The 19,737-nt window shown below is 63.5% G+C and carries 22 protein-coding genes; 14 read left to right on the forward strand and 8 right to left on the reverse strand.

The genetic code is table 11. From position 1 onward, the window contains the following. Positions 1–11: 11 nt before the first annotated feature. The 6 genes from trpA to purF all read left to right on the forward strand — a co-directional run bounded on the left by trpA (position 12) and on the right by purF (position 6,200). On the forward strand, positions 12–809 hold the full coding sequence (trpA, locus tag ACU8YE_RS19385; RefSeq protein ID WP_414560777.1) for a tryptophan synthase subunit alpha: 798 nt from the start codon (positions 12–14) through the stop codon (positions 807–809). A 30-nt stretch (positions 810–839) separates the two neighbouring features. Next, positions 840–1,712 (forward strand): acetyl-CoA carboxylase, carboxyltransferase subunit beta, encoded by an 873-nt coding sequence (gene accD / locus ACU8YE_RS19390; protein WP_232040399.1) that lies wholly within the window; start codon positions 840–842, stop codon positions 1,710–1,712. Between the two features lie 93 nt (positions 1,713–1,805). After that, positions 1,806–3,104 carry a bifunctional tetrahydrofolate synthase/dihydrofolate synthase gene (gene folC, locus ACU8YE_RS19395; protein WP_446929385.1) on the forward strand — a complete coding sequence of 433 codons (1,299 nt, stop codon included), beginning with the start codon at positions 1,806–1,808 and terminating at the stop codon, positions 3,102–3,104. A gap of 13 nt (positions 3,105–3,117) precedes the next feature. Further along, complete coding sequence (locus ACU8YE_RS19400) at positions 3,118–3,978, forward strand: SPOR domain-containing protein (RefSeq protein ID WP_260802266.1); 861 nt, start codon at positions 3,118–3,120, stop codon at positions 3,976–3,978. A 90-nt stretch (positions 3,979–4,068) separates the two neighbouring features. Continuing rightward, positions 4,069–4,566, forward strand: a complete 498-nt coding sequence (locus ACU8YE_RS19405; RefSeq protein WP_446929386.1) for a CvpA family protein — start codon at positions 4,069–4,071, stop codon at positions 4,564–4,566. 98 nt (positions 4,567–4,664) lie between these two features. Then, positions 4,665–6,200, forward strand: a complete 1,536-nt coding sequence (gene purF, locus ACU8YE_RS19410) for an amidophosphoribosyltransferase (RefSeq protein ID WP_232040395.1) — start codon at positions 4,665–4,667, stop codon at positions 6,198–6,200. A 69-nt stretch (positions 6,201–6,269) separates the two neighbouring features. Here the strand turns inward: purF and ACU8YE_RS19415 are convergent, their stop codons facing one another. From ACU8YE_RS19415 to ACU8YE_RS19430, 4 genes are all read right to left on the reverse strand, one after another. After that, positions 6,270–7,091 (reverse strand): ABC transporter permease, encoded by an 822-nt coding sequence (locus tag ACU8YE_RS19415; protein ID WP_232040394.1) that lies wholly within the window; start codon positions 7,089–7,091, stop codon positions 6,270–6,272. Between the two features lie 11 nt (positions 7,092–7,102). After that, a complete protein-coding gene (gene nodI, locus ACU8YE_RS19420) occupies positions 7,103–8,065 on the reverse strand; it encodes a nodulation factor ABC transporter ATP-binding protein NodI (protein ID WP_260802267.1) in 963 nt (320 codons plus the stop codon). 159 nt (positions 8,066–8,224) lie between these two features. Beyond that, positions 8,225–8,425 (reverse strand): glycine zipper 2TM domain-containing protein, encoded by a 201-nt coding sequence (locus ACU8YE_RS19425; protein ID WP_004634401.1) that lies wholly within the window; start codon positions 8,423–8,425, stop codon positions 8,225–8,227. Between the two features lie 138 nt (positions 8,426–8,563). Further along, positions 8,564–8,974 carry a PRC-barrel domain-containing protein gene (locus ACU8YE_RS19430; RefSeq protein ID WP_316871362.1) on the reverse strand — a complete coding sequence of 137 codons (411 nt, stop codon included), beginning with the start codon at positions 8,972–8,974 and terminating at the stop codon, positions 8,564–8,566. A gap of 190 nt (positions 8,975–9,164) precedes the next feature. Here ACU8YE_RS19430 and ACU8YE_RS19435 point away from each other — a divergent pair, with 190 nt between their 5' ends. The 5 genes from ACU8YE_RS19435 (at position 9,165) to ACU8YE_RS19455 (ending at position 11,911) form a co-directional block, all read left to right on the forward strand. Beyond that, positions 9,165–9,674 carry a phasin family protein gene (locus ACU8YE_RS19435; protein WP_260802269.1) on the forward strand — a complete coding sequence of 170 codons (510 nt, stop codon included), beginning with the start codon at positions 9,165–9,167 and terminating at the stop codon, positions 9,672–9,674. A 260-nt stretch (positions 9,675–9,934) separates the two neighbouring features. Further along, on the forward strand, positions 9,935–10,174 hold the full coding sequence (locus ACU8YE_RS19440) for a hypothetical protein (RefSeq protein ID WP_232040390.1): 240 nt from the start codon (positions 9,935–9,937) through the stop codon (positions 10,172–10,174). A 151-nt stretch (positions 10,175–10,325) separates the two neighbouring features. Continuing rightward, positions 10,326–10,655 (forward strand): hypothetical protein, encoded by a 330-nt coding sequence (locus ACU8YE_RS19445; RefSeq protein WP_232040389.1) that lies wholly within the window; start codon positions 10,326–10,328, stop codon positions 10,653–10,655. Positions 10,656–10,900: 245 nt separating this feature from the next. Further along, entirely contained in the window at positions 10,901–11,188 is a 288-nt protein-coding gene (locus ACU8YE_RS19450) for a hypothetical protein (protein WP_260802271.1), read from the forward strand. Positions 11,189–11,497: 309 nt separating this feature from the next. Further along, positions 11,498–11,911, forward strand: coding sequence for a GlcG/HbpS family heme-binding protein (locus ACU8YE_RS19455; protein ID WP_024972523.1), 414 nt, complete (start codon positions 11,498–11,500; stop codon positions 11,909–11,911). A 206-nt stretch (positions 11,912–12,117) separates the two neighbouring features. Here the strand turns inward: ACU8YE_RS19455 and hemP are convergent, their stop codons facing one another. From hemP to ACU8YE_RS19475, 4 genes are all read right to left on the reverse strand, one after another. Continuing rightward, a complete protein-coding gene (gene hemP / locus ACU8YE_RS19460) occupies positions 12,118–12,399 on the reverse strand; it encodes a hemin uptake protein HemP (protein WP_232040387.1) in 282 nt (93 codons plus the stop codon). A gap of 222 nt (positions 12,400–12,621) precedes the next feature. Continuing rightward, on the reverse strand, positions 12,622–13,032 hold the full coding sequence (locus ACU8YE_RS19465) for an ExbD/TolR family protein (RefSeq protein WP_024975369.1): 411 nt from the start codon (positions 13,030–13,032) through the stop codon (positions 12,622–12,624). A 9-nt stretch (positions 13,033–13,041) separates the two neighbouring features. After that, positions 13,042–13,770 (reverse strand): MotA/TolQ/ExbB proton channel family protein, encoded by a 729-nt coding sequence (locus ACU8YE_RS19470; protein ID WP_446929387.1) that lies wholly within the window; start codon positions 13,768–13,770, stop codon positions 13,042–13,044. A 49-nt stretch (positions 13,771–13,819) separates the two neighbouring features. After that, positions 13,820–14,482, reverse strand: a complete 663-nt coding sequence (locus ACU8YE_RS19475; RefSeq protein ID WP_446929388.1) for a TonB family protein — start codon at positions 14,480–14,482, stop codon at positions 13,820–13,822. A 516-nt stretch (positions 14,483–14,998) separates the two neighbouring features. Here ACU8YE_RS19475 and ACU8YE_RS19480 point away from each other — a divergent pair. From ACU8YE_RS19480 to ubiU, 3 genes are all read left to right on the forward strand, one after another. After that, the gene (locus tag ACU8YE_RS19480) at positions 14,999–17,320 is read left to right on the forward strand and encodes an AAA family ATPase (RefSeq protein ID WP_446929389.1); all 2,322 of its coding nucleotides are present in this window, start codon (positions 14,999–15,001) and stop codon (positions 17,318–17,320) included. A 74-nt stretch (positions 17,321–17,394) separates the two neighbouring features. Further along, on the forward strand, positions 17,395–18,675 hold the full coding sequence (locus ACU8YE_RS19485; RefSeq protein ID WP_446929390.1) for a hypothetical protein: 1,281 nt from the start codon (positions 17,395–17,397) through the stop codon (positions 18,673–18,675). 45 nt (positions 18,676–18,720) lie between these two features. Beyond that, positions 18,721–19,737, forward strand: coding sequence for a ubiquinone anaerobic biosynthesis protein UbiU (ubiU, locus tag ACU8YE_RS19490; protein ID WP_253540058.1), 1,017 nt, complete (start codon positions 18,721–18,723; stop codon positions 19,735–19,737).

Raw genomic sequence — 19,737 nt, forward strand, 5'->3', positions numbered from 1 at the left:
CTGATCCCCCTATGTCCCGCATCGCTCAAACTTTTTCGCAGTTGTCCGCACAGGGCCGCAAGGGCCTGATTCCGTTCATCACGGCGGGTGATCCGTACCCCGAGATGACCGTCGACCTGATGCACGCGCTGGTCAAGGGCGGTTCCAACGTCATCGAACTGGGCGTACCGTTCTCCGACCCGATGGCGGACGGCCCAGTTATTCAGCGTGCTTCGGAGCGCGCATTGGCCAAAAAGGTCGGTCTGCGCACGGTGCTGGAGTATGTGCGTGCATTCCGCACCACCGATTCAACGACGCCCGTGGTGCTCATGGGCTACGCCAACCCGATCGAGCGCATGGGCGTGGAGGTTTTTGCCAAAGCTGCATCCGAAGCCGGCGTGGACGGCGTGCTCGTGGTCGACTATCCGCCCGAAGAGTGCGAGGCTTTTGCCAACACCATGCGCGCCGCTGGCATTGATCCGATCTTCCTGCTGGCGCCCACGTCCACCGAAACGCGTATCGCGCAGATCGCGCGCGTGGCGAGTGGCTACATCTACTACGTGTCGCTCAAAGGCGTGACTGGCGCGGCCACCATCGACCTCGACGCTGTGGCGGCACGCATCCCGCAAATCCGCCAGCACGCGCGGCTGCCGGTGGGCGTCGGGTTCGGCATTCGTGATGCTGCAACGGCACGTGCGATCAGCGGTGTGGCGGATGCGGTGGTCATCGGATCCCGCATTGTGCAATTGCTTGAAGAAGCACCTCGCGAACAAGCGGTACAATACTTGACTGATTTCATCGCGGAGATTCGCCAGGCGCTCGACGCCTGATCTCGGCGACACCGCATTCAAGGAGCACGCATGAGCTGGCTGGACAAACTGCTTCCGCCCAAGATCCAACAGACCGACCCGTCGCAACGCAAGGGCATTCCGGAGGGCCTCTGGGTCAAATGCCCGGCCTGCGAGTCGGTGCTGTATCGGACCGACGTCGAGGCCAACCTGCACGTCTGCCCGAAGTGCGACCACCACATGCGCATCGGCGCCCGTGCTCGCCTGGACGCGCTGCTGGACGCCGAAGGGCGCTATGAGTTGGGTCAGGAGATCCTCCCGGTCGACGCGCTCAAGTTCAAGGACAGCAAAAAGTACCCCGACCGCATCAAGGCCGCCATGGACAACACCGGCGAGACCGATGCCATGGTCGTGATGGGCGGCGCCATCCATGCGTTGCCCGTGGTGGTGGCCTGCTTTGAGTTCGAATTCATGACGGGCTCGATGGGCTCGGTGGTAGGCGAGCGTTTCGCGCGTGGTGCGCAGATGGCGCTGGAACAGAAGGTGCCGTTCATCTGTGTGACGGCCTCTGGCGGCGCGCGCATGCAGGAAAGCCTGCTGTCGCTCATGCAAATGGCCAAGACCACTGCGATGGTCCAGAAGCTGGCGCTAGCCAAGCTGCCGTTCATCAGCGTGCTAACCGATCCGACCACGGGCGGCGTGTCCGCCAGCTTCGCCTTCATGGGCGACGTGGTGATCGCCGAGCCCAAGGCAATGATCGGCTTTGCCGGTCCGCGTGTGATCGAGCAGACCGTTCGCGAGAAACTGCCGGAAGGCTTCCAACGCGCTGAGTTCCTGCTGCAGAAGGGCGCCATCGACATGATTGTCGACCGCCGCAACATGCGCCGCGAGATCGCAGAGCTTCTTGCGCTCCTGCAGAAGCAACCGGCCGACGCACTGGCCTGATGCAGCACATCTGTTGAACCGAAGCGCGGGCGTGAGTCCGCGCTTCTTGTTTTTGCGCGGCCCGTTTCCCTGACGTCGCGCCACCTATTTCGCATGCCTACATTCGACACGCTGCCCGACTGGCTGGCCCACCTGGAAACCGCACACCCGGTCGGCATCGACATGGGCTTGGCCCGCATCAGTCGCGTGCGCGATGCGCTCGGGCTGGAATTCAAGTCAGTCGTCTTTACGGTGGGCGGCACCAATGGCAAGGGCTCGACCTGCGCGATGCTCGAGGCGATCTTGCTGGCCGCCGGCTACAAGGTCGGTTGCCATACCTCGCCACACCTGATCGACTTTAACGAGCGCGCTCGCGTGAATGGAGAGATCGCCACCGACGCGATGCTGCTGCCGCACTTCGAGGCCGTAGAGCGCGCGCGCTGCAGCTTCCCCGAGCCCGTCAGCCTGACTTATTTCGAATTCACCACGCTGGCGATCATGCATCTGTTCGCCAACGCGGGTCTTGATGCGGTGATCCTCGAAGTCGGCCTGGGTGGCCGGTTGGACGCGGTCAACATTGTCGACACGGATTGCGCCATCATCACCAGCGTCGATCTCGACCACATGGCCTACCTGGGCGATACCCGCGAGGCGATCGGCTTTGAGAAAGCCGGCATCTTCCGTGCAGGCAAGCCGGCAATCTGCTCTGACCCGGTGCCGCCGATCTCCCTAGTGAAACACGCCGAGGCCATTGGCGCAGATCTCTGGCTGGTCGGTCGCGATTTCAACTTCCAGGGCGACAAGCAGCAGTGGGGCTTTAGCGGCCGCGGGCGCCGTTGGCCGAGCCTGGGCTATCCCGCATTGCGCGGGGCAAATCAACTGCTCAATGCGTCGGCGGCGCTGGCTGCTTTGGAATCAGTGCGCGATCGGTTGCCGATCTCGGCGCAGGACGTGCGTCTGGGGCTGTCGCAGGTGGTGCTGCCGGGGCGCTTCCAGGTTCTTCCCGGGCGTCCGTCCGTGATCCTGGATGTCGCACACAACCCGCACGCGTCGGCCGCGCTGGGCCAGAACCTCGAGAACATGGGCTTCTACCGCTACACCTACGCGGTGTTCGGTGCGATGCAGGACAAGGACATCGAAGGTGTGCTCCGGCACATGCTCGACAAGGTCGATCACTGGTGCCTGACCGACTTGCCGACGCCGCGCGCGGCGACTGCCGCAAGCCTGGCGCAGGTGCTGGCCGACGCCGGTTTCCGCGCAGGCAAGGAATCGAGCGTGAGCACATTCAGCGATCCCACCACAGCCTATCGCAACGCCATGGAGCGGGCCACCGAGGATGATAGAATCGTGGTCTTCGGATCGTTCTACACCGTTGCCGGCGTGCTGGCGGAGCGCAAGAGTCGCGCGCACTAAAACCGGGGCCCTCATGGGACTGTTTTCCATCTTTTCCTCCCGCAAGAACGCTGAAGGCCAACGCACACGCGGCGCAGCCGCCGGTAGTGCTGCCGATGTGGCTCGCGATGCGGTGCGGGGTTCGCGCGCATCGTCGAATGCTCGCAGCCGCGCTTCCCGTCGCTCCGACGATGACGACGACGGTCTTGACCCTGAACTCCCGCAAAAACAACGCGCTCGCCGCAGGCTGATCGGTGCCGTGGTGCTGGTTGGCGCCGCCGTGATCGTGCTGCCCCTCGTGTTTGATTCCAAGCCGCGCCCCGTGACCGATGCCGTGGCCGTGCAGATCCAGGATCAGCCGGTCGATCGTGGCGCCAAGGCCTCGACCGACGAGCCGAAGGTCGCCAGCCGGCGTTCTGCGTCGCGTCCCGCAGCCTCGTCGACGGATCAGGCGCAGGCGCTTGACCAGGGCGAAGAGGTTGTCGCAAGCAATGACGCGCCGCCCGCAGCCCAGAACCCGCCGGCTGCAGCCAAGCCCGCGACACCGCCCAAGCCCGTCGCCAGTCCGACGCCACCTGCTGAATCCAAGCCCGCAGCGAAACCTGCCCAACCGGCCGCCCAGCCCCCACAGCAAGCGGCTGCACCGAGCACCGATGCCAACGGCGGCAAGTTCATTCTCCTGATTGGCGCATTCGCTTCAGAGGACCGCGCCCGCAATTGGCTGGGCAAGCTCAAGGGCGAGAAGATTCCGGGTTACATCGAACACAAGAAGGTGCCTGAGAAGGGCGATCTGGCCTTGCTGCGAGCGGGGCCGTTCAACGATCGTGCGTCTGCGGAAGCGGCGCAGAAGCGTGCAGAGCAGATTGGCCTGACGCCCAAACTCGTGCAGCAATGATGATGCGGCCGAACGTGGACTCAGCGCGCTCGTCAGATTTGCTGATTCATCACCCCGCACTCCGCCACAGTCAATCTAAGCCGCTGCCCGATGCAACCGACTTTCTTTGACTACGGTGTGCTGTTCATCATCGTCACGTCGGCGCTGATTGGGTTGTTTCGCGGGCTGATCCGCGAAGTGCTGGCGCTGCTCGGGTGGCTGTTTGCCGCGTGGGTGGCATACACGTTTTCTGGTGTGGCGGCGGGCTGGATGCCGGAATCGCTGCCCGGTGGGCCGGTCGCACGCACCATTCTCGGTTTCGTCCTACTGTTTATCGTGACGGTGATTGCAACTTCGCTGGTGGGCGCACTGCTTTCGGCGGCCCTGGCGAGCGCGGGGCTCAAGCCGGCAGATCGCGGTTTGGGTATGGTGTTCGGGTTGGCACGCGGTGGCGTGATCATCCTCGTGTTGATGACGGTGGCGGGCTTTACCAGTCTGCCTGAGCAACCGTTCTGGCGCGATTCGATTACCCGACCCTATGCGGAGCAGGCAGCACAAGCGGCCAAGCCGTTGTTGCCCCCGGACGTCGCGAAGTATGTTCACTATTGATCTGGAGCGCCTGGCCACGAGCTAGGCGATCCGGAAAGCTTTTTCGGCGCCCGCAACGGGTGTGGGCGCCACCAAATACGTTCTCGCTGGAGTTCGACATGTGCGGTATCGTTGGGGTGGTTTCAGCCACGCCCGTCAATCAGCTGATCTACGACAGTCTGTTGCTCCTGCAACACCGGGGGCAAGACGCGGCGGGCATTGCCACCGCATCAGGCAGCACTTTCCACATGCACAAGGCCAACGGCATGGTTCGGGACGTGTTCCGCACCCGTAACATGCGCGGCCTGCCAGGTACGAGTGGCATCGGCCAAGTGCGCTATCCGACCGCGGGTTCCTCCAGCGAAGAAGAGGCCCAACCGTTCTATGTCAACGCGCCGTTCGGCATCGTGCTGGCACACAACGGCAACCTGACGAACTCCGATCAGCTGCGCGACGAGATGTTCCGGCGCGACCGCCGCCACATCAACACGCAGTCCGACTCGGAAGTGCTGCTCAATGTGCTGGCCGACGAGCTGCAACGCGCCAGTAACGACATCCCGCTGAATCGCGATTCCATCTTCACGGCCGTGGAAGGCCTGCACCGCCGCGTGCGCGGTTCGTATGCCATCGCTGCCGAGATTTCCGGCTACGGCGTGCTGGCTGTGCGCGACCCGTTTGGCATCCGCCCGCTCGCACTGGGTAGCCAGGAAACGCCGGAGGGCCACATCGAATACATGGTCGCTTCGGAGTCCGTGGCGCTGGAGGGCATCGGCTTCAAGTTTGAGCGCGATGTGGCCCCGGGCGAAGCCATCTTCATCGACCTCGAGGGCAAGCTGCACACCAAGCAGTGCGCCGCCAACCCTGTGCTTTCGCCGTGCATTTTTGAATACGTGTACCTCGCCCGCCCGGACTCCCGCATGGATGGCGTGTCGGTGTACGACGCGCGCCTGCGCATGGGCGATTACCTGGCCGAAAAGATCAAGCGCGAGGTCACCGACAAGATCGACGTGGTGATGCCGATCCCGGATTCATCGCGTCCGGCCGCAATGCAAGTGGCCAACCACCTGGGCGTGCCGTATCGCGAAGGTTTCTTCAAGAACCGCTACGTGGGCCGTACCTTCATCATGCCGGGCCAGGCGGTGCGCAAGAAGTCCGTGCGTCAGAAGCTCAACGCCATGGCGATCGAGTTCAAGGACAAGAACGTGCTGATCGTCGACGACTCCATCGTGCGCGGCACGACCTCGTCGGAGATCGTGCAGATGGCGCGCGATGCCGGTGCGAAGAAGGTGATCTTCGCTTCGGCCGCGCCGCCGGTGAAGTTCCCGAACGTGTACGGTATCGACATGCCGACGCGCGGCGAACTGGTGGCTTATGGCCGCACGCACGAAGAGATTGCCAAGATCATCGGCGCCGACCAGCTCGTGTACCAAGACGTGGAAGACATGAAGCGCGCCGTGCGCGACGTCAATCCGGCGCTGAAGGATTTCGATGCGTCATGCTTTGACGGCAAATACGTAACCGGCGACATTGACGAGGCTTACCTTGATCGCCTGGAGGCTGCGCGCAACAACTCGGCCAAGGCCGATCGTGAGAATGCGCAGAACGATGATCCGCGTACGCAATTGCATCTGCAGCGCTCTGCCGTGAACGAGTAAATCTCGAGCGCAGCAAAAGAAAAGCCCGTCATCGCGACGGGCTTTTTTGTTGGGCGTTGCGATCGCGCCTTACTTGAGCATGCGACGACGCAGCAGCCACAGGCACAGCAGCAGCGCGCCAACGGCGTAGAGAAGCAGCACGCCGAGGTGCAGCAGGATGTTCTCCGGCGTGCGGCCCAGCATCAGCGGGCGGATCAGGTCCACCGCGTGCGGCAATGGCAGCACGCTCGTCGCTGCGCGCACGGGCGCCGGCAGTTGCGAGAGCGGAAAGAACACGCCCGAGAGCAGCATCATCGGCGTGATCACCAGCGTCTGGTAGAACATGAAGAAGTCGTAGTTGGGCGCGAGCGCCGTCATGTTCATCGCCAGGCAGGCAAAGGTAAAACCGGTCAGCACGATGACGGGTAGGGCGAGCAGTGCTTGCGGCATCGACGCATAGCCGAGAGCACCGGCAACCAGCATGATCGCCAGGCCCGAGAGCACCGACTTGCTGGCGGCCCAGAGCAGCTCCCCAAGGACCACGTCACCCAGGCTGAGCGGCGCGTACAGAATTGCTTCCCAGGTACGTTGCACGTGCATGCGCGAAAACGCGGAATACATCGCCTCGAAGCTCGCCGACATCATCGTGCTGGACGCCACCGTGCCGGCTGCCAGGAATGCGATGTACGACACGCCGTCGACGCGCCCGACCAGCAGGCCCAGGCCGAGCCCAAGGCCGAACAGGTAAATCATCGGGTCAGCCAGATTGCCGGCCATCGACGGAATGGCCAGCTTGCGCCACACCATGAAGTTGCGCAGCCAGACGTACTGCCAGTTGCGGAAGTTCAGCGGTAGCAGGGGCTGCGGAAAGGCGCGTTTCTGCGTTGGGGTGAGTGCGGTTTCAGTGGACATGGGCGGTTCTCTCAGTCGCGCATTTCGCGGCCGGTCAGGCGCAGGAACACATCTTCGAGATTGGCCGGGCGGTGCAGATAGCGCAGCCCGGGCATGGTGTGCGTTTCTGCCTGCGTGCGCAGCGCGGCCACCAGCGGCTGCGGATCGCGTGCATAGCAGAAGAGCGTCTCGCCACTGGTTTCGACGCGATCTGCGAGCGGTGTCAGCAGCGCGCGCAGGGCGTTGAGGTCGTCGCCGTAGACTTCAACGACGTCGCAACCGATTTCGCGTGCGATGAGTTCTTGTGGCTTGCCTTGCGCGATCTTCCGGCCGTTGTCGATCACGCAAAGCTCATCGCACAGGCGCTCGGCTTCTTCCATGAAATGCGTGGTCAGCAAGATGGTCTTGCCTGCTGCGAGCAATGAGCGCAGGCGCTCCCAGATCAAATGTCGCGCTTGCGGGTCGAGCCCCGTGGTGGGCTCGTCCATGACGAGGATGTCGGGATCGTTGATCAGCGCGCGCGCTACCGTCAGCCGTCGCTTCATGCCGCCCGAGAGGGCGCGTACGGGCGCATCGGCCTTCTGTTCGAGCCGCGCGAACTCCAGCAGGGTAGGAATGCGCTCGCGAATGGTCGCAGACGAGAGGCCAAAGTAGCGCCCAAAGATCCGCAGGTTTTCCGAGACGGAGAAATCAGGATCGAGATTGTCGAACTGCGGCACGACGCCCACACGCATGCGCGCGCGGTGCGCGGCCTCGGGGACGGGCTCGTCGCACAGTCTCAGGCTGCCCGCATCGGGCATCGTCATGCCGAGCAGCATGCGCAGCGTGGTGGTCTTGCCGGCACCGTTGGGGCCGAGCAGGCCAAAGCACTGGCCGCGGCGCACGCTGAAGCTCAGGTTGTCGACGACAGTCTGGTCGCCGTAACGTTTGCGCAGGCCTTCGACGCTGAGGATCGGTGTGCTGCTCACGCCAAAACCTTCTTGCTCGTATCGCACATTGCCTCCGTTGCAAAACGCCGATTATGCGCCGGCATCCGCATACGCGTATGGGGGGAATCTGCGACGACATTGCGCGGCTCTCAGGCAACAAAAAGGGCCAGGCGACATGCCTGGCCCGAGCTTGCAGCGCGCGCATCACTGCGCGCTCTGGCGAGGTTACTTGGTGACGGCGTTACCGACCACGCCACCCAGTGCCGCACCACCCAGCGTGGCGCCCGGACCGCCCCAGATGGCCGCCCCGGCGACACCACCTGCGGCTGCGCCTAGCGCAGTGTTGCGCTGCTTGGGCGTCATGTCCGCGCATCCGCTGACGGATGCCAATGCGGCCGCCAGGATCAAGGATACGAAGGCACGCATAACAAACTCCTTTTGTCGTCTGTGTAACTTCATTCAAGAGCATGCACGCCGCTATGTGCAGGGCAGGTTGCCTGAAAGGCTTGTCAGCCGATTCCCACACCTTCAGCGTGGCTGCAGAGGACAAAGTTCCCCGGCTCGTCAGGCCTTGGCCGGCTTTTGCTGACGCTCGTACTTGAATTCCGGCAGCGCCTTGATGGCGTCTTTGGTCGCGCCAGGCAGCACGATTCTGCCTTGATCGTACTGGAACTGATTCACAGGAATGGCCACGTCATGCCGGCCCAGGCCCACAAAGCCGCCCGCCCCCACGATGGCAAACGACACGGCGTTTTCCGGCGTCACGATCAAGTCCTGCACATTGCCGACCTTCTCCTTGGCCTCGTTGTAGACCGGCTTGCCAAGCACCTGCTTCTTCACACTCACGCCCTTGATGACGGCATCGAGTTCAGTAACGGACACCCCCAGCGCAGCGTGGCCCGCGACCTGCGCGAAAGCCTGCGGTGTGGCGGCAATGGTGGCGCTAGCGATCAGGGCGGCGGCGAGACGTTTCATCGTGACTCCGTGGTCTGGTGAAGGATGCGATTCACTCTAACGCGCACACGGGCGGCACCGCAGGCGATGGCGTCCGAAACACCTGTAGGACAAACGGTTGAGGTCAAGGAAATCGGCATCCTGCGCGGCTACACTGAAACGCCCGGCACATGCTGGACGTATTCACCGATCTCACGAGGGAGTAACCGACATGATGACTCTGGAGCAACTCGGCGTTCTGCAACGATCGCAGCTCGAAACCTGGATGGCGGTCACGGAAGAGGCCGTGAACGGCGTCAATCGCTTGATCGGGCTCAATCTGCAGGCCCTCAAGACCGGTCTTGGCGAAACGGAGCACTGCCTGCACGACGCCGCCGGTGCGCACGACGCCGGCGAATGGTGGAACGCACAAGCGCGTTATCTGCAACCGGCTGGCGAACGTGTCTCTGGCTATACCCGCAACTTTGTTGAAATCGGCGTCGAGACACAGAACGGAATTGCCCGCGCCTTGCAACGCCACGGTGACGAAGTGCGCCGCCAATGGGGCTTCCTCGCGGAAAACCTTGTGGACGCCGCGCCTCCTGGTGCCGAGGCGGCCGTGAATTTTTTCAAAGCATCGGTCGGCCTGGAGGTGGCCGCCGCAGAGGCGGCCGAAGATGCCGGTACGAGCCGGATCCTGAGCCCAAGTGACGTAACCGCCAAGGACGGCACTGCACACTAGGCCTCCTCTGTACGGGTGAGAAGCGTCGGCGTGGGCCGACAGTCATTTCGGTACAGTCCTACAAAACGGCGCGGGCGGAACTCGACAGTCCGCCGGTGCGCGCGTCTCTACACTTCCTACATGCCTATCAACATGTGGGAGGTTCTCATGCCCTATCTCGTTGCGTGGCTCTTGGGTGTTCCCGCGCTTGTGTTGCTGGTGATCTGGCTCTTCGTGCATTGACACGGAGCTCGACCTATCCAATACGAACCGGAGGCCACATGACTTTCCGAGACGACTGCAAAATCGAGGTATCCGCCTATGAGCTTTCACCGCAAGCATGGCGCGCAGAAGTGAGCATCCTGCGCGCCAGTAACGGTGAGACCCTGTTAGCCCGCACCACCGTGCGCGAATCCGCCAACACGTATTCGAGCGCCGCCAGGGCCTTGGAAGCCGCGCGAGCGTATGCCGAAGCGATGATCGCCGCAGGCGAGTTCGACTGCAGCCCCGCGCTCGACTGATGAGGCGAGCGTGATGCGCGGAGTGGTGTTACGTTCTGTTACTAATTCGCCAGCGCCGTATCACCTGTGTTAGCGGCCCTGAATACAATACAGATACCGTATTCCGCGCCGGCTACGGACTCGCTCGGCGCTCTAGCTGCAGGTGATCAAGATGATTCGACGCAATGTGCTGTGGATTGCAGGTGCAGCCGCACTGGCAGTGCTGGCCGTGCCGCGGATGGCGTCGGCGCATGTGAGCGTCGGCATCGGGTTTGGCGTGCCGGTGGCGCCTGTGTATGTGGCACCTGCGCCGGTGTACTATCCGCCGCCGCCTCCGGTCTACTACCCGCCCCCGCCGCCTCCGGCGTATTACGCCCCGGCGCCTGTGTATTACGGTCCGCCTGCGTATGGCCCGGCCCCGGTTGTGGTGGGCCCCGGCTGGTACCGTTGGGGTCCTCGCTATCGCTGGTACGACGGCCGTCACTGGCGCCACTGGCGTTAAGCGGGCATCTGCCAAGAGAAGGCTCCTTCGGGAGCTTTTTTCTTTGGCGGCACGAGCCCGGGTGGCATGGCACGTGCGTCAATTTGGATGACGGGTAATCGAGTAGCCAGCCCCGTGACAAAGCAGCGCGGTGGAGAACTGGCGCCTCGCTCACCCGGTCGATATGACGTCCGCGTGAATTACGCGGACACGTGTGTCACAGCGGCGCACGTCATGTTCGCAGTGTCCTGACCGAAGGAGTCCTCATGCAAGTCACCACGCAACGCTTTGCAACGCGCACCTTGGTTGCAGCCGCAAGCGGCTTGGCCCTGGCGCTAGGCGCGGCGGTCGCGCACGCCGGCTCGATCGATCCGTATCAGGCCACCCACAAGGTGAGCCGCGCCGATCCTTACACCGATGGGGCCAAGGTCAGCCGTGCTGATCCCTACACCGATGGCGCAAAAATGGGCCGCACCGACCCCTATACCGACGGGGCGAAGATGGGGCGCGCCGATCCCTACACCGATGGCGCCTGCAGCGGCCGTCCGTCATAAACCGAGAGCGGCAGGGTTGCTGCCGCATCGCAACATCAAGCCCGGGCCATACCCGGGCTTTTTCTTTGTGCATCTTTATGATGCATGCCGCGTGTTAACGTAGGCTCCCAAGGGACTCAGGAAACGCTGGCGTACGGCGCAAGCGCAACGATACTCGACGATACTGAAGCGCAGGAATGTATCGGCTCTTTTGCGTCATGGGTGCGGGATCATGCTGTGGAAGCGCTCACTGCCGATGGCATACTTTTGCCTGATACGGGCTTTACACAGCCCTTGCGCCTTTGCATTACAACCACCAAGGAGAACGTCATGAAAACGAAACCGTGCCTGTGCCAGGACGATGTCACCAAGATCCTGGACGCTGCCGAGAAAGAAGCGCGCGCGCACCAATGGAACGTGACGATCGCCGTGGTGGACGACGGCGGCCATCTGATGGGCCTGCGCCGCATGGACGGCTGCGCCACCATCTCGGCGTACATCGCCCCGGAAAAAGCCCGTACCGCAGCGCTGGGCCGTCGCGAGTCTAAGATCTACGAAGACATCATCAACAACGGTCGTATCTCGTTCCTGTCTGCGCCGCATCTGCAGGGCATGCTCGAAGGCGGTGTGCCGGTGATGGTGGAAGGCGTGTGCGCCGGTGCGGTGGGTGTGTCGGGCGTGAAGTCCACGGAAGATGTGGTGATCGCCAAGGCGGGCATTGCCGCTGTGAACGTGATCTGCTGATACGCAATCACGCTGGACGAATCAGCAAAGGGAAGGGCGCGGCAGGGGGCGCGCCCTTTTTCTTTGGGCGCGCGATGCAGGGAAAGAGCGGCGTGGCTGGCGGTCGTCTGGCCATGCGAAACGGCCATGCGAAACGACGACGGCTGGCTAGGGCCGAATGTCTCCTGAGAGAGACGTCCCCACAAAAGCCGGTGCGTGTTGCGGTGTTACTTGGTCAGAATCAGCTTGCCGAAGCGCGTGACGCGCAGCGTGTAGATCGCGCCGTTGTGGCGGATGGCCACGGCATTTTGGCCGGCAAAGAGTTGCTCGGAAGTCATCACCCGCGTGTCACCGATGGCAGACGGAATATCCCGCACGGCTTCGGGTGCCGCTGATGCGGCCTCCGTTGCGGGCGCGGCATTCAGATCGGCGGGGCGTTTGCGAGCCACGATGACGTGACGACGACGCGTCACGGTACGTCCTGCGTCTTGGTGTTCGGCAACATTCATAGCAATGTCCTGGCGAGCGAAAAACGAGGCTGGGGCGCTGGCTGAAGTCAGCCCAGCGAATTCCAGATAGAGTAAATGAGAATCGTTATCACTACAAGCGTGATCTGAGAATGCGCTGATCCGTGCTCGAAAAAAAAACCGGGCGCGTGGCCCGGTTGCGTTAGGTTCTGAAGCGACAAACCCTCGAAGACGAGGTTCGTTGGGCACGGTGATGCGTGCCGCCTAGTGCTGCGGCTCCGTCACGAAGCCGATGCGGGAGAGCCCACCACGCTGGATGGAGGCCATCACCTGTGCCACGCGCTCGTAGCGCACGTTGCGGTCAGCGCGCAGGTGCATTTCCGGCTGCGGCTGCTGCTGCGCAGCCTGGGCGATGTCGGCCTGCAGCGTGGCCTCGTCGACCGGCTGGTTGTTCCAGAACACCTGGCCGTCTGCGTTGATCTCGACGTTCACGCTTTGCGGCTTGGCGTCGTCGGGTTTGTTGGACGCGCGCGGCAGGTCGATCTTCACCGCGTGGTTGATCACCGGAATGGTGATGATGAAGATGATCAGCAGCACCAGCATGACGTCGACCAGCGGCGTCATGTTGATCTCGCTCATCACCTCGTCGTCGCTGTCGAAAGATCCGAAGGACATGGTCTCTCCTTACTGCTGCTTGACCGCCGCCAGACGCACGCCGGCGTCGTCACGCGAAGTGCCCGGGCGCAGGCGCGCGCCGGTCACAAAGTAAGCGTGCAGGTCGTGCGCAAAGCGGTTGAGCTTGGCGATGATGGCCTTGTTGCCGCGCGTGAGGGCGTTGTAGCCGAGCACCGCGGGAATGGCCACGGCCAGACCGAAGGCCGTCATGATGAGCGATTCGCCCACGGGGCCGGCCACCTTGTCGATGGTCGGAACGCCCACGGCGCCGATGCCGAGCAGGGCGTGATAAATGCCCCACACCGTGCCGAACAGACCGACGAACGGTGCGGTCGAGCCGACCGAGGCCAGTACGGCCAAGCCCGATTGCATCTGGCCCACCGACTCGTCGATCGCGCTCTTGAGCGAGCGCGTGATCCAGTCGGAGATGTCCATCACATCGTGCAGCTGCGGCTGGCTGGCGCGATGGTGCTGTGCAGCCTCGCGGCCGGTTTGCGCCAACATGTGGAACGGGTTGTCCTTGGCTGAGCCCAGCGTCTGCATGGCGTGATCGAAGTCATCCGAGTGCCAGAAACGCTTTTCAGCGCCTTGCGCCATCGACTTCAGGCGCACGATGTCCCATGCCTTGGTGAAGATGACGATCCACGAGGCGAGCGACATGATGAGCAGCAGAATTGCCGTGGCGCGGGTAACGATATCGCCTTGTGTCCAGAGATGGAAAAGACCGAGTTCCTGCATGATGAATGTCCTGAATTGAGCGAGAGGCTAAGCGAGAAGCGGGATCGAATCAGTTATCGAGCTTGAAGACGAACGGCTTGCTGGCCACCACGGGCACGGCGTGGCCGTTCTGCTTGTAAGGGCTGCACTTGATGGCGCGCGCGGCATCGGTGGCGGCACGGTCAAGGCGCGGCGAGCCGGACGACGAGGTGACCGTCACGTTGGTGACTTCACCCGCCGTGCCAATGGAAATCTTGACCATGGCACGGCCTTCCTCGCCCATCTTCTGCGACATGCTGGGATAGACGAGCGGCGGATCGCTGCATTGAATGTCGTTGATGCCGACGCTGATTGGGCCAGACGAAACCGGTGCCGGCGCGGGCGCAGGTTCCGGAGCCGGTGCCGGCGGCGTGGGCGGTGCGGCGGGCACCACGGGGGCATTGTCCGACGGCGGCAGCGTGGGCGTCGGCATCGGCGTGGGCTTGGGCTTGGGTTGCGCGACCGGCTTGACGATGTTGACGGGCTTGGGCGCCTCTTGCTTGACCGGCTGCTGCTTGGGCGGCTCCGGCTGCTTGATCGGCTCAGGCGCGGCCGGAATGATGTGCGCCTGGATTTCCAGTGGTTCTTCGACAGTCGGGCGCGGCGCGATCAGGCCAAGCTGAATCAGCATCAGCACGCCCGCATGCAGCAACAGCACGACCACCAGGATCTTGAGAGTACGAGGGTGAATCATCAACGACCGTGAATCGAAAGCAGAGAAAAGGAATGCGATGCGATGGTGGTGGGATGAACGACGAAAGCGGCGTAGCGTCAGCGCTTGCCGAAGACGATCAGTGAAACCCCAATGCTGATGAGCAGACTCAGGAGCAATTCCATGGCGCCTAGCGTTGAAGCCAGCCGGCCGTCGCCAGCGTGACAGGTATTGTAGGCCTGCAAGTGCAACAGTGTTGCGACAACCGAACAGAGTTTGCGTTCAGTCTATTGGGCCGATGGGCTAAGTATAAACGATAATGATTCCTATTTGCGCACAAAATTCCCTCTCTTTCGTGGGGTGGGACTCACGTCCAGACGGCCGATGGCGGGAAACTGCCTGTGCAGGCGGTTGGCCATTCAAGGCGCTGCGGGCGCGCAACTTGCAAAGACACGGGTCCACCCGGGGTACGCTGTGTGCGCAAACGCGCTAGGATGAAAACCATTCAAACACGGTGACCGGCCGGCCAACCGTGAAACGGGGAAGAAGGGGGCGACCATGGATGAAGCCAACCTCAACATGGACGACGCTGACGACGATGGCACGTTCGTCCCCACGGGCGGCAGGCAGCCGCAGGCGCTGCTGTTGTCCTCGCTCGATTCCATGTGCGCACAGTTTGCGCTGCGCACGGTCTGTGCGATGGGCCTGCGCTTCAACCTGCGCACCAATATCAATGACATTCTCACCGTTTGCGCGCCGGAGCTGATCTGGCCCGTCACGGTTATCCAGCGGCTGCAGCGTTTTCTGTCTGCGCGCTGCGCCGACATGCCTGGCTGGCGTGCGGTCGGCAAGCTCGATTTGCCCACCTTCATGGAGCGCCACGGCCAGTGGAGCAGCGCCTTCGATGAAGGCTCGCTGTTCTATTACCTCGACGAGTACGTCAAGCATCACGCCAAGGACATGTTCACCGTGTTTGGCGCGTCGTGCGATGCGCTGGGCGAGCGATTGTCCGGTGAACGTGTCCTGCTCGTCGGCAACATCGACATGCTGGCCCGCGTGCTCGGCCTGCCGCCGCACGAACGCGCGCTGCTGCTGTTTGCCTCCCTGGTGAAGTACAAGCGCGACCTGCGCGCAGTGATGGTCGATTGCAAGGTTGCGCACAGCCAGGAAGCGTTCCAACTGCTCGCCAGTCTGGCGGGAGCGAGCACGTCCGAAGTTGCCGCGTCATTGCGGCCCGGTTCGCGACTGGAGACGCTGGGTCTCATCGAGCCGCCTCTGCCGGAGAACAGCGTCACCGACCTGGGCGATCTGATGCGCATCTCCGACCGCCTGCTGCATGTGCTGCTGGGCGACTACGCGAGCGAGGCGGACATGATGGCCGTCTTCACGCGGCCTGCCCCGCCGACCACGCTGTCGCAGTCCGATTACCCGCATGTGGAAACCGATGCGCGCTACCTGACCGCGCTGTTGGAGAACGCGTCGCAGCAGCGTGCCTCGGGGGTCAATATCCTGCTGTACGGCGCGCCTGGCACCGGCAAGACGGAACTGGCCCGCGTACTGGCACGTGACGCTGGTTGCGAACTGTACGAGGTGGATTGTCTCGACAAGGACGGCAACAGCCTCACGGGCAAAGACCGCTATCGCTCGCTGCAGGTGTCGCAGGCGTTCCTGCGCGGGCGACCCGGCGCGGTACTGCTGTTCGACGAAGTGGAAGACGTATTCCCTGGTCCGACGCGCGAGCTGATGAGCCTCTTCGGCCACGAGGAGCCGCGTGGCTCGGTCAACGGCAAGGCGTGGGTGAACCAGACGCTGGAGCAGAACCCCGTGCCGGTGATCTGGGTGTCGAATTCGATCCGCCAGATCGATCCGGCATATCTTCGCCGCTTCCAGTTCCACCTCGAGCTGAAGGTGCCGCCGCCGACGGTGCGCGAAAGCATCATCCGCAAGCATCTGGAAGGGCTGGAGGTGTCGGACGCGTTCATGGCCAAGCTGGCGGCGCGCAAGACGCTCACGCCTGCGCAGATCGATTCTGCCGCACGCTTTGCGCGCCTGACGCAGCCGGCAATGGAGGAGCCTGCCGAATCGCTGATCGAGCGTCAGCTGGACCACGCAGATCAGGCGATGGGTTTGCGCCCGGACGTGCAGGCGCACCGCGTCGTGACCGAATACAAGCTGGACTATTTGAACCTCGAGACACGGTTTTCCGTCGAGCGCATCATCGAAGCGCTGCGCGCGCGGCGACGCGGGACGCTGTGCTTCTACGGGCCGCCGGGCACGGGCAAAACGGTGCTGGCCGAGCACATCGCGGCGCAGCTCGACATGCCGTTGATGATTCGCCGCGCGTCGGACTTGATGAGCAAGTACGTTGGCGAAACCGAGCAGCAGATTGCTGCGATGTTCTCGCGCGCCGAAGAGGAACGTGCTCTGCTTCTGCTCGACGAGGCGGACAGCTTCATGCAGAGCCGCCAGGGTGCAGTGCGCAATTACGAAGTGTCGGAAGTCAACGAGATGCTGCAGGGCATGGAGCGCTTTGACGGCATCTTCGTCTGCACGACCAACTTGTTTGATCGGATTGACGAGGCGGCGCTGCGGCGGTTTGCGTTCAAGATCCGCTTCAAGCCGCTGATGCGTGCCCAGCGTGAGCAGATGTTCATTGCCGAGGCGCTGGGAGGCAAGGCCGAGGCGCTCAAACCGGTGTGGCGTGAGATGCTGGCGTCGCTCGACATGCTTACGCCGGGCGACTTTGCGGTGGTCAAGCAGCAATCTGTGCTGCTGGGCGAGACGCTTGACCCGGAGGCCTTCCTTGCCCAACTGCGGCAGGAGCATTCCATCAAGCCGGAGTTGCGCGAGCGGCGCTCGATTGGATTCACGCCGCGCTGACGCTTAACGCACATCAAGCGCAGGTAGACGCGTCTGCGCTAACGTGGTCGGCTGGATAGATGTCCGACTGACAGATGCCGACCGCCCCCACGCTGTTCTACGAACGCATGCCGCCCGCCGGCGTGGTGTTCGGCTGCCTGCTGCCGGTGCCGTGGATGGGCTCAGCGGCAGGTCTTCTGCTGGCGCTGGGGCCATCTGCGGGTTTGCCTGACCGGTTTGCTCCGCTGTCGCTCGCGCTGGTGCACGCCTTGGCCGTGGGCATGCTCTTGCCGGCGATGCTCGGTGCGCTATTTCAATTGTTGCCCGTGGTGGCCGGCGTGCCAGTCCGTGGCGCTAGACGGGTGTCACCTTGGGTGGCCTTGTGGTGCGTGGCAACGGCATCGGCGCTGGCAACGGGTTTCCTGGGCGCAAGCCATCGCGCGTTCGTGCTGGCTGCATGGTTGGGAGCGCCGCTGCTGGCTGTGCCCGCTGCGTTGATCGCCGTCGCGGGGATGCGCGTGGTGCAGACGCGCGCCACGCACGCGACGGTGCGAACACTGCGCCGCATCGGCTGGGCCTTGCTGGCAACGCTGGCGAGCGGTGCAACGCTCGCCACGGCATTGGCCAGCGGATGGTTCGCGCCATCCCCCGGGCTGCTGGCTTTGCATGCCGGGTGGGGCCTCGGCGGCTGGCTGGCAACGTTGGTTGCGGGCGTGGCCTCGACCGTGCTGCCGATGTTCTGGCAGACACCGCGTCTACCAGCGTCTTGGCATCGGCTGATGCCGTGGTGGCTGTGGGCGCCGCTGATCATTGGGAGTCTGTCCGGCGGGGCGGGCGGTGCGGTGTTTTGGCAGACATGGGGATGGCTCGCGCTGGCAGCGCTGGCGATGGCGGGCGTGCGCGCCGTGTGCAGCGCGCGTCGTCGGCACGATCCGGGCTGGCGGCTGTGGCTGGCGGCTGCCGTTGCTTGGCTGGTGGTTGCCTTGTTGGGTCTGACCGCATCGTGGTTGCCGGCAGACTGGCCCATCGCGTGGGAGATGGGCGTGTTGGCGTTGGTGGGCGGGGGCGTGCTGCCTGTCAACGCGATGCTCGGCAAGATCATCCCGTTCATGATCTGGATGCACTTGCGCAGACGCGTGCCGCGGCATGTGCGGCTGCCGGCCATGCAAACGTTGATCGGCGAGCGGCAGCAGCATTGGCACGCGCGCTTGCTGCTGCTCGTATTGCTGGCGTTATTGCTGGTGCCGTTGCAGCCTGAGCGGATGGCGGTGATTGCCGGCGTGCTGTTCGCGCTGTCGCACGCGTGGCTGGGTGCGATGCTGTGCCGGGCGCTGCTGACGTTTCGCCGTGTCTCGCGAGCGTTTGCGCCCGGTTGACGGAACGCAAAACCACAATGGCGGACAAGTCGCAGACTGGCCGCCATGACACAGAACGCTTCCCCCATTGAACTGGTGGCGCCCGCAGGCAGCCTGGCCGCACTCAAGGCGGCGGTGGAGGCCGGGGCCGATACCGTCTACCTCGGCTTGAAGAACGCGACCAACGCGCGCAACTTCGCCGGCCTGAACTTTACCGAGAACGACATCCGTGCCGGGGTCGAATTTGCGCATCGGAAAGGGCGCCAGGTGCTGTTTGCCATCAACACGTTTCCGCAGCCTGGCCGTGCCATCGAGTGGCGCATGGCCGTCGATGCCGCCTACATGCTGGGCGCCGATGCCGTCATCCTGGCCGACCCCGGGTTGATGGCCTATGCGCGCGACCGCTATCCGAATCTTCGGCTGCATCTGTCGGTGCAGGGTTCGGCCACGCATGCCGGCGCCATCGAGCTGATGCGCGAGCAGTTCGGCATCCACCGCGCTGTGTTGCCGCGTGTGCTGACCTTGACCGAAGTTGAACGCGTGATCCAGCAGACGTCGGTGCAGATCGAGGTGTTCGGCTTTGGCAGCCTGTGCGTGATGGCCGAAGGGCGCTGCCTGTTGTCGTCGTATGCCACCGGCGATTCGCCCAACAACAAGGGCGTGTGTTCGCCTGCGCATGCTGTGCGCTGGGTGGAGCGAGACGGCAGCCTGGATGCACGCCTGAACAACATCATGATCGACCAATACGCACCGGGCGAACCGGCTGGGTACCCGACGCTGTGCAAGGGGCGCTTTCTTGTCGACGGCGAAGTCGACCACGTGCTGGAAGAGCCCACGAGCCTCAATGCGCTCAGCCTGTTGCCCCGGTTGATCGCCATGGGCGTGTCGGCAATCAAGATCGAGGGGCGCCAGCGCAGTCCGGCGTACGTTGCGCAGGTGGTGGCCACATTGCGCGCCGCATTGGATGCGGCACAGGCAGACCCGGCGCGCTTCTCCGTCAAGCCCGACTGGCAGGCGGCACTCGTGCGCCACGCAGAAGGCGCGCATGTCACGCAAGGCGCGTTTGATCGGCCCTGGAAATAG

This window comes from Ralstonia sp. VS2407, assembly GCF_052950655.1.

Coding starts and splice junctions, on each gene's coding strand:
- trpA (WP_414560777.1), top strand. CDS start 12: ATGTCCCGCATCGCTCAAACTTTTTCGCAGTTGTCCGCACAGGGCCGC.
- accD (WP_232040399.1), top strand. CDS start 840: ATGAGCTGGCTGGACAAACTGCTTCCGCCCAAGATCCAACAGACCGAC.
- folC (WP_446929385.1), top strand. CDS start 1,806: ATGCCTACATTCGACACGCTGCCCGACTGGCTGGCCCACCTGGAAACC.
- ACU8YE_RS19400 (WP_260802266.1), top strand. CDS start 3,118: ATGGGACTGTTTTCCATCTTTTCCTCCCGCAAGAACGCTGAAGGCCAA.
- ACU8YE_RS19405 (WP_446929386.1), top strand. CDS start 4,069: ATGCAACCGACTTTCTTTGACTACGGTGTGCTGTTCATCATCGTCACG.
- purF (WP_232040395.1), top strand. CDS start 4,665: ATGTGCGGTATCGTTGGGGTGGTTTCAGCCACGCCCGTCAATCAGCTG.
- ACU8YE_RS19415 (WP_232040394.1), bottom strand. CDS start 7,091: ATGTCCACTGAAACCGCACTCACCCCAACGCAGAAACGCGCCTTTCCG.
- ACU8YE_RS19425 (WP_004634401.1), bottom strand. CDS start 8,425: ATGCGTGCCTTCGTATCCTTGATCCTGGCGGCCGCATTGGCATCCGTC.
- ACU8YE_RS19430 (WP_316871362.1), bottom strand. CDS start 8,974: ATGAAACGTCTCGCCGCCGCCCTGATCGCTAGCGCCACCATTGCCGCC.
- ACU8YE_RS19435 (WP_260802269.1), top strand. CDS start 9,165: ATGATGACTCTGGAGCAACTCGGCGTTCTGCAACGATCGCAGCTCGAA.
- ACU8YE_RS19440 (WP_232040390.1), top strand. CDS start 9,935: ATGACTTTCCGAGACGACTGCAAAATCGAGGTATCCGCCTATGAGCTT.
- ACU8YE_RS19445 (WP_232040389.1), top strand. CDS start 10,326: ATGATTCGACGCAATGTGCTGTGGATTGCAGGTGCAGCCGCACTGGCA.
- ACU8YE_RS19450 (WP_260802271.1), top strand. CDS start 10,901: ATGCAAGTCACCACGCAACGCTTTGCAACGCGCACCTTGGTTGCAGCC.
- ACU8YE_RS19455 (WP_024972523.1), top strand. CDS start 11,498: ATGAAAACGAAACCGTGCCTGTGCCAGGACGATGTCACCAAGATCCTG.
- hemP (WP_232040387.1), bottom strand. CDS start 12,399: ATGAATGTTGCCGAACACCAAGACGCAGGACGTACCGTGACGCGTCGT.
- ACU8YE_RS19465 (WP_024975369.1), bottom strand. CDS start 13,032: ATGTCCTTCGGATCTTTCGACAGCGACGACGAGGTGATGAGCGAGATC.
- ACU8YE_RS19470 (WP_446929387.1), bottom strand. CDS start 13,770: ATGCAGGAACTCGGTCTTTTCCATCTCTGGACACAAGGCGATATCGTT.
- ACU8YE_RS19475 (WP_446929388.1), bottom strand. CDS start 14,482: ATGATTCACCCTCGTACTCTCAAGATCCTGGTGGTCGTGCTGTTGCTG.
- ACU8YE_RS19480 (WP_446929389.1), top strand. CDS start 14,999: ATGGATGAAGCCAACCTCAACATGGACGACGCTGACGACGATGGCACG.
- ACU8YE_RS19485 (WP_446929390.1), top strand. CDS start 17,395: ATGCCGACCGCCCCCACGCTGTTCTACGAACGCATGCCGCCCGCCGGC.
- ubiU (WP_253540058.1), top strand. CDS start 18,721: ATGACACAGAACGCTTCCCCCATTGAACTGGTGGCGCCCGCAGGCAGC.